The 8,464-nt window shown below is 55.1% G+C and carries 5 protein-coding genes and 2 rRNA genes (1 of these 7 only partly in view); 6 read left to right on the top strand and 1 reads right to left on the bottom strand.

Annotation, left to right across the window (positions count from 1 at the left end):
• The 6 genes from BLV61_RS09280 to BLV61_RS09255 all read left to right on the top strand — a co-directional run.
• Positions 1-1,767: ribosomal RNA gene (locus tag BLV61_RS09280) — 23S ribosomal RNA — on the top strand (it extends 1,125 nt beyond the left edge of the window).
• A 155-nt stretch (positions 1,768-1,922) separates the two neighbouring features.
• A 5S ribosomal RNA gene (gene rrf, locus BLV61_RS09275) occupies positions 1,923-2,038 on the top strand.
• A gap of 376 nt (positions 2,039-2,414) precedes the next feature.
• Entirely contained in the window at positions 2,415-4,019 is a 1,605-nt protein-coding gene (locus BLV61_RS09270) for a response regulator (protein WP_047532304.1), read from the top strand.
• Positions 4,016-4,708: a sensor histidine kinase gene (locus BLV61_RS09265; protein ID WP_090464373.1), complete on the top strand. Its 693-nt coding sequence runs from the start codon at positions 4,016-4,018 to the stop codon at positions 4,706-4,708. Before BLV61_RS09270 ends, BLV61_RS09265 begins: the two co-directional genes overlap by 4 nt.
• Positions 4,709-4,923: 215 nt before the next feature.
• Positions 4,924-6,165, top strand: a complete 1,242-nt coding sequence (locus BLV61_RS09260) for a glutamine synthetase family protein (RefSeq protein WP_167361833.1) — start codon at positions 4,924-4,926, stop codon at positions 6,163-6,165.
• A gap of 69 nt (positions 6,166-6,234) precedes the next feature.
• Positions 6,235-7,599: an MFS transporter gene (locus BLV61_RS09255; RefSeq protein ID WP_047532298.1), complete on the top strand. Its 1,365-nt coding sequence runs from the start codon at positions 6,235-6,237 to the stop codon at positions 7,597-7,599.
• Positions 7,600-7,662: 63 nt separating this feature from the next.
• On the opposite strand, the gene BLV61_RS09250 is transcribed toward BLV61_RS09255, so the two are convergent.
• Positions 7,663-8,409, bottom strand: a complete 747-nt coding sequence (locus BLV61_RS09250) for a flagellar brake protein (protein WP_047532296.1) — start codon at positions 8,407-8,409, stop codon at positions 7,663-7,665.
• Positions 8,410-8,464 lie beyond the last annotated feature (55 nt).

Below are 8,464 nucleotides of genomic sequence, written 5' to 3'. Positions count from 1 at the left end.
CGGGGCTCAAACCATACACCGAAGCTACGGGTATCACTTAGGTGATGCGGTAGAGGAGCGTTCTGTAAGCCTGTGAAGGTGAGTTGAGAAGCTTGCTGGAGGTATCAGAAGTGCGAATGCTGACATGAGTAACGACAATGGGTGTGAAAAACACCCACGCCGAAAGACCAAGGTTTCCTGCGCAACGTTAATCGACGCAGGGTTAGTCGGTCCCTAAGGCGAGGCTGAAAAGCGTAGTCGATGGAAAACAGGTTAATATTCCTGTACTTCTGGTTATTGCGATGGAGGGACGGAGAAGGCTAGGCCAGCTTGGCGTTGGTTGTCCAAGTTTAAGGTGGTAGGCTGGAATCTTAGGTAAATCCGGGATTCTAAGGCCGAGAGCTGATGACGAGTGTTCTTTTAGAACACGAAGTGGTTGATGCCATGCTTCCAAGAAAAGCTTCTAAGCTTCAGGTAACCAGGAACCGTACCCCAAACCGACACAGGTGGTTGGGTAGAGAATACCAAGGCGCTTGAGAGAACTCGGGTGAAGGAACTAGGCAAAATGGCACCGTAACTTCGGGAGAAGGTGCGCCGGTGAGGGTGAAGCACTTGCTGCGTAAGCCCACGCCGGTCGAAGATACCAGGCCGCTGCGACTGTTTATTAAAAACACAGCACTCTGCAAACACGAAAGTGGACGTATAGGGTGTGACGCCTGCCCGGTGCCGGAAGGTTAATTGATGGGGTTAGCTAACGCGAAGCTCTTGATCGAAGCCCCGGTAAACGGCGGCCGTAACTATAACGGTCCTAAGGTAGCGAAATTCCTTGTCGGGTAAGTTCCGACCTGCACGAATGGCGTAACGATGGCGGCGCTGTCTCCACCCGAGACTCAGTGAAATTGAAATCGCTGTGAAGATGCAGTGTATCCGCGGCTAGACGGAAAGACCCCGTGAACCTTTACTATAGCTTTGCACTGGACTTTGAATTTGCTTGTGTAGGATAGGTGGGAGGCTTTGAAGCGTGGACGCCAGTTCGCGTGGAGCCATCCTTGAAATACCACCCTGGCAACTTTGAGGTTCTAACTCAGGTCCGTTATCCGGATCGAGGACAGTGTATGGTGGGTAGTTTGACTGGGGCGGTCTCCTCCTAAAGAGTAACGGAGGAGTACGAAGGTGCGCTCAGACCGGTCGGAAATCGGTCGTAGAGTATAAAGGCAAAAGCGCGCTTGACTGCGAGACAGACACGTCGAGCAGGTACGAAAGTAGGTCTTAGTGATCCGGTGGTTCTGTATGGAAGGGCCATCGCTCAACGGATAAAAGGTACTCCGGGGATAACAGGCTGATACCGCCCAAGAGTTCATATCGACGGCGGTGTTTGGCACCTCGATGTCGGCTCATCACATCCTGGGGCTGAAGCCGGTCCCAAGGGTATGGCTGTTCGCCATTTAAAGTGGTACGCGAGCTGGGTTTAGAACGTCGTGAGACAGTTCGGTCCCTATCTGCCGTGGACGTTTGAGATTTGAGAGGGGCTGCTCCTAGTACGAGAGGACCGGAGTGGACGAACCTCTGGTGTTCCGGTTGTCACGCCAGTGGCATTGCCGGGTAGCTATGTTCGGAATAGATAACCGCTGAAAGCATCTAAGCGGGAAACTAGCCTCAAGATGAGATCTCACTGGGACCTTGAGTCCCCTGAAGGGCCGTCGAAGACTACGACGTTGATAGGTTGGGTGTGTAAGCGCTGTGAGGCGTTGAGCTAACCAATACTAATTGCCCGTGAGGCTTGACCATATAACACCCAAGCAATTTGCTGACCTGAAAAGGCACCAGATTGCGGTGTGTGAAGACGCAATGAACCGAAAGTTCGCAACGATTCACAAAAGCCGCACAAACTATCGCATACCCAATTTGCTGAAGCGTCGAAAGACGGTTCGGTACCCGAATTTCTTGACGACCATAGAGCATTGGAACCACCTGATCCCATCCCGAACTCAGCAGTGAAACGATGCATCGCCGATGGTAGTGTGGGGTTTCCCCATGTGAGAGTAGGTCATCGTCAAGATTAAATTCCGAAACCCCTATCTGCGTATGCAGGTAGGGGTTTTGTTTTTGTCCGCAGGAAAGTACTGCGCCGGAAATGGCAGCGGCAGCGATGGTTTCTGGCTCCTGGGGGGGTAATACCTATGAGGCCTTTTTCTCAACGAAAAAGCGCGATAGCCCTTTTGCCGCTTCAAGAGAACGCCACCTCTGGCCGATAACCGTATGGCTACAGTGAACTTTATTTCTCGTATCTTCCGAACCGTCGTTTGGTTTGAGAAAAATCACTTGCTAGCTAATGGCTACTAGCTATCATCTGCGCGCCGAAAGAGGCAATGAAGCTGATCTTTTTCGCGTATTGGCCTTTTGATTCTTCTTCTTAAATTGCCTGGAAATCTTCGATGCTGTCGTATCACCAAAAGAGTTTTCTGATCGTCGATGATTTTTCGGATTTCCGCAGTTCGGTCAGGTCCATGCTGCGGGAACTGGGTGTGAAGGATGTAGATACTGCCGATTCCGGTGAGCAAGCACTGCGTATGTGTGCGCAGAAGTCCTATCATTTCATCCTGCAGGATTTTCATCTCGGCGATGGCAAGAAGAACGGTCAACAAGTCCTCGAAGACCTGATGATCGAAAAGCTGATCAGCCATGAAAGTGTATTCGTCATGGTCACCGCCGAAACCAGCCAGGCCATGGTACTCAGCGCCCTGGAACACGAGCCCGACGCGTACCTGACCAAACCCTTCAACCGCTCCGGCCTGGCCCAGCGCCTGGAGCGCCTGGAACAGCGCAAAACCTTGCTCAAGCCGATCCTGCAAGCTCTCGATCGGGACAAGCCTCTTGAAGTGCTAAACGCCTGCATCGCCCTGTGCAAGCAAGATATCCGCTACTCGCCATTGTGCCTGCGCTATCGTGCCGACGCCCTGCGCGACCTCAACCAGAATGAGGCGCTTGAGCGTCTTTACGACAGCATCATTGCAGATCGTCCTTTGCCCTGGGCCTTTGCCGGGCTTGGGCAATTACTGTTCAAGCGGGGTCAGATTGCACAAGCTAAAGGTGTCTACGAAAAAGCACTGAAAGTGTTCCCGATGATGCCGGCGCTGTACGACGGTATGGCGGATGTGCTGGTCGCCGAAGGTGACACCAAGGCGGCGCAGGCGGTATTGGAAGAAGCAATTCGCTTATCGCCATTGGCTGTGCGCCGACAAGCGCAGTTAGGCAAATTGGCGATGACCAATGAAGATTTTGACACAGCCTCCAGAGCCTACCGTCAGGCTGTTAGCCAAGGCGCCCAGTCACGTTTCAAGGATGCGGAAAGTAACCTCGGACTGGCCCATGCCTTGATCAGCAAAGGGAGTGAAAAGGGCCTGGATACCCGAACGCGGCTGGAGATCAATACGACGCTGAGCGCTGTGGCCAAAGAGAATCCGTCTGACCCCGGTCTGCAAATTCGTGCCCGGTTGATGAAGGCGACCAGTCTTTTGCTCAACGACAGTGAAACCGCCGAAAAGCTTACCGAGCAAGCGATGATGCGCCTCGATGGCATGGAGCAGTTCATGAGCGCGGAAGCGGCACTCTTGGTGGCCAAGCAACTTCAAATGCTTGGACAACCCAGTGCGGGCGCGTCGATGTTGAAAAACTGTGCGGAAATCTATGGTGATGACCCCGCTGTCATGAAGGGCATCGCCAAGTTGACCGATGATCCGACCATCCTCAACTCCGGCAACGCCGCCGCTGACCTCAACCGGCAAGGCGTACGCGTGTACAAGACCGGTAATCTGGTAGAGGCCCGGGACGTTTTCCGCAAGGCCCTGGCGCTACAGCCGAAAAACATCAGTATCGCGTTGAACATGGCGCAGGCATTGCTGCATGGCACTGATACCAATGTGCCGTCGGCCGAGCTCGAAGAATGTCGAACCTGTCTGAAAATGGTTGGTTTGATGCCTGACACCGATGCTCGTTATCCGCGTTATCAGAAGCTTAAAAGCAAGGCGTTTGGCGAATGAACGACAACCAGCAAGCATTGGATTTCTCTACGGTGATTGCTTCAACCGTACACGACATGAAGAACTCATTGGCGATGCTGATGCGCGCCCACAGCCAATGGTTGGCAAACCTGCCCGACCCGACCCGTCAATCTGCGGAGCAGGGCGTGATCGAGTTCGAGTTCGCTCACCTCAACGGCATGCTCGTGCAGTTGCTGGGGCTGTACAAGTTGGGCGTCAATCAAATGCCCCTGCAGCCGGCCTACCATGAGCTGGATGACTTCATTGAAGCGCAATTGGCGTGTCATCAGGACGTGTTCGCCAGTCGTGGTATTGCCGCTTCTTTCGAGGTCGATCCGCTGAGCCCTTTGGGTTTCTTCGATCGGGAGCTGATTGCTTCGGTATTGGCCAACAGCATCAACAACGCCATTCGTTATGCCCGGCATGCGCTATTGATCACCGTCAGCGATGAGGCTGGGCAACTGGTGCTGACCATCAACGATGATGGTGAAGGGTATCCGTGCGAGATGATCGAGCGACAGGCTGATTATGTGCAGGGTATCAATCAAAGTAGCGGTAGTACCGGGCTGGGTTTGTACTTTGCAGGGCGGATCGCGGCCTTGCATCAGCGAAACGGCGTCGGGGGGCACACCAGAATCAGCAACGGCGGCCCATTGGGTGGAGGCGTATTCAGTCTGTACCTGCCTTGAGCCTTTCTCTGGCCGCAGACCTTTTTGATTAACACTGCTTGATATTCTGAACACGCGGAGTCTATTTTGTACGCGTCGCCGTTCACGGCTCGCACAACAACAAGGATTGCGTCATGAAAGCGGATGGCCTCAGTTCACTCGCGCAGCGATTGGCGGGTATTGATGAGATTGAATGCGTCACACCGGACTTGAATGGCGTGCCACGGGGCAAAGTGATGACCGCCGAGGGCTTTCTCGACGGACGCCGTTTGCAGATGGCGCGCGGTGTGCTGCTGCAATGCATCATGGGTGGGTATCCGCCAGCACGCTTTTATGGAAGCGATGATGGAGACCTCGCGCTGGTGGCAGATCCCGCGCAGACCCATCGCTTGCCCTGGACCCAGCAGCCACGGGCATTCGCCATTTGCGACGCGGATGAGCTGACCGGCGCCAGCTCCAATCTTTCTACTCGTGGTCAACTCAAGGCTGTTATCGCACGTTACGCGGCGCTTGGCCTCGCGCCGGTGGTGGCAACCGAGCTGGAGTTCTTTGTCTTTGCACCTAATACCGATCCGTCCCAACCCTTCCAGCCTCCAACAGGACTGGACGGACGTAGCGAGGATGGTCATTCGGCGTTCAGTGTCAGCTCCAATAACGGTCTGCGCCCGTTCTTCAGTGAGGTCTACGCCTGCATGGCGGCGTTGGGTTTGCCGCGCGATACATTCATGCACGAAATGGGCGTCAGTCAGTTTGAGATCAACCTGCTACATGGCGATCCGCTGCTATTGGCCGACCAGACATTCCTGTTCAAACATTTGCTCAAAGAGGTGGCGCTCAAGCATGGCCTGATCGTTGTCTGCATGGCCAAGCCATTGGCGCATACACCGGGCAGTTCGATGCATATCCACCAGAGCATCGTCGATATCGATAACGGACATAACGTATTCAGTGGTGAAGACGGCCAGCCGACGGCGACCTTCCGTCATTTCATTGCCGGACAGCAGGCCTGCATGGCCGACTTCACCGCGCTGTTTGCGCCGAACGTGAACTCGTATCAGCGCTTGTGCCATCCTTTCGCATCACCGAATAACGCTTGTTGGTCCCATGACAACCGGGCAGCAGGCTTGCGTATTCCGGCCAGTTCGCCGGTCGCTCGTCGGGTCGAGAATCGCTTGCCGGGGGCTGATGCCAATCCTTATCTGGCAATTGCCGCTAGCCTGGCGGCGGGACTCTATGGCATTGAACGACGACTGGAACCGAGCGATCCGATCCAGGGCGAATTTGAAGTGCCGGACAATCTTTCGTTACCCTGTACCTTGCATGCTGCTCTCGAGCGTCTGAAACGTAGCCAACTGGCAAAGGAACTGTTTGGCAAAGAGTTCATCGAAGGCTACATCGCTTCGAAGACCATGGAGTTGACCAGTTTTTACGATGAAATTACTCCCTGGGAGCGGCGTGTTCTAGCAGCCCAGGCCTGACGAAATGTCGACACCGGGCTATCGTTTGGATAGTCCGTTTCTCACTGCAAGGAGCCGCTCGGAACGCCGATGCGCCAAATCTGGAAATCCTTTCGAGCGCTTTATTTCGCCTCGCTGATGATGTTGATCGGTTCAGGCCTTTTGAGTACTTACCTGGCATTGCGTCTGGCTGCCGACCATGTCGACAGTCTGTGGGTCGGTGCGTTGATGGCTGCCAACTATTTTGGTCTGGTACTGGGCGGCAAGATCGGCCACCGGTTGATTGCCCGGGTCGGCCACATTCGAGCTTATTCGGCCTGTGCCGGGATCGTCGGCGCGGCGGTGCTAGGCCATGGTCTGGTGAACTGGTTGCCTGCCTGGCTATTCCTGCGGGTAATCGTCGGTCTCGGCATGATGTGCCAATACATGGTCATCGAGAGTTGGCTCAACGAACAAGCTGACACCAAGCAACGCGGGGTGGTGTTTAGCGGCTACATGATTGCGTCGTATCTGGGGTTGGTGCTGGGTCAGTTGATTCTGGTCATGCACCCGGGGCTGGGGCTCGAGTTACTGATGTTGGTCGCCCTGTGCTTTGCTTTGTGCCTGGTGCCGGTGGCCCTGACCCGACGCATTCACCCGGCGCCGTTGCATCCGGCACCGATGGAGCCGAGGTTCTTTATCAAGCGTGTGCCGCAGTCGTTGAGTACGGTGTTGGGGGCTGGGCTGATCGTCGGTTCGTTTTATGGCTTGGCACCGCTGTATGCCTCTCAGCAAGGGTTGTCCACCGAGCAGGTCGGTTTGTTCATGGGTAGCTGCATTTTTGCCGGGCTGCTGGTGCAGTGGCCTCTGGGGTGGTTGTCCGATCGCTATGACCGGGCGCTGTTGATCCGCAGTTTTGCTTTCAGCCTGGCTCTGGCCGCTTTGCCGTTGGCGATCATGGAGCGGGTTCCGCTAGAGGTATTGTTCATCGCCGGTTTTCTCTGCTCATTGGTCCAGTTCTGTCTGTATCCGCTGGCAGTGGCATTTTCCAATGACCACATCGAGGGGGATCGTCGTGTATCGCTGACCGCCATGTTGTTGGTGACCTACGGGGTCGGCGCCAGTATCGGACCGCTGGTGGCCGGGGTGCTGATGAAGTTGTTCGGCAGCCAGATGCTTTATGCATTCTTCAGTTTTTTCGCGTTGATCCTGGTGTGGCGAATCCGTCCGAAAGCGGTAACCAACCTGCATCAGGTGGACGATGCGCCTCTGCAGCACGTCGCCATGCCGGATAGTATGTCGAGCTCGCCACTGGTGGCGGCACTCGATCCGCGGGTGAATGAGCAGGTGGTGCAGGACCAGATGCAGAACCCGATACCTTCCGAACCAGGGGCCGAATCGGAGCCTGAAGACGATACACCTCGTGAGCAGCCGGACGCGGGCAGCGAAAAAAGTTTTACCGAGGCCAGGCCATAACGCTGAGGCAAAAAAAACGGGCAGTCACCGCAAGGGGCTGCCCGTTTTTGTTGAAGGACTGTCTCAGAAGTCGTCTTTGTCGAAGCGACGCGCTTCGCGTTGCAACTGATAGACGAACCGCTCGACCTGCCGTTGCACCAGTCCGCTCATGTTATGGAAGCGCACACCGGCGAAGGTGGTGGAGATCTTTTCTTCAAAGTGCAGGTAACGCAACTCGACCGGGGCTGTCATCTTGCCAAAGGGCAGGGCGGCCACGAAACGGTCATAGACTTGACCCAATTGCAGTCGGTCAGTGATGTCGCCAGAAAAGCGTAACTTGCAACCGGTAGCCGAGATGTCCAGCAGCTTGCCGCTGATCGGTGTCTTGATTTTCTCGCCATCAAGGTCGACGTCGACCAATTGTGCCAGCTTCAACGCCGCGCGAAATGCATTGCGGCGCTGGTGGTAGACCACTTCATCGGGCAGCGTGCCGCGATAGCAACGACTATCGCCGGATTCGTCGATAGTCAGCGGACCGTTGCTTTCCCAGGCAATGCGCACGCCTTCGTGGAAGCCTTCGACTTTGAAGGGTTCGCCGGCCAACAGGAAACGTTCGCCGTCGCGGGGAATCATTTCGTCCAGGGCAATCATGTTGGTTTCACGATCAATGTCCACCAGATAGCTCTGGAAACGCTGGCTGCGCTCGTGGAACGTAATGATCAGTGGGTCATGACTTTCTTGCAGCTGGCGCAGGTTGCTGGAGATTTCCAGAGGCGTGCTAAGCACCTTGGGTGGCTGCGGAGCATCATCCGCATTTAAGGCATTGGACACGGTTAATCAATCTCCAGACAAATTTTGACTACGGCTAGCGGGCATTTTGCCAGCA

This window comes from Pseudomonas mohnii (assembly GCF_900105115.1).
Lineage (GTDB): Bacteria > Pseudomonadota > Gammaproteobacteria > Pseudomonadales > Pseudomonadaceae > Aquipseudomonas > Aquipseudomonas mohnii.
Note: the sequence above shows the minus strand (reverse complement) of the source record. Positions and strands in the feature narration are given on the sequence as shown.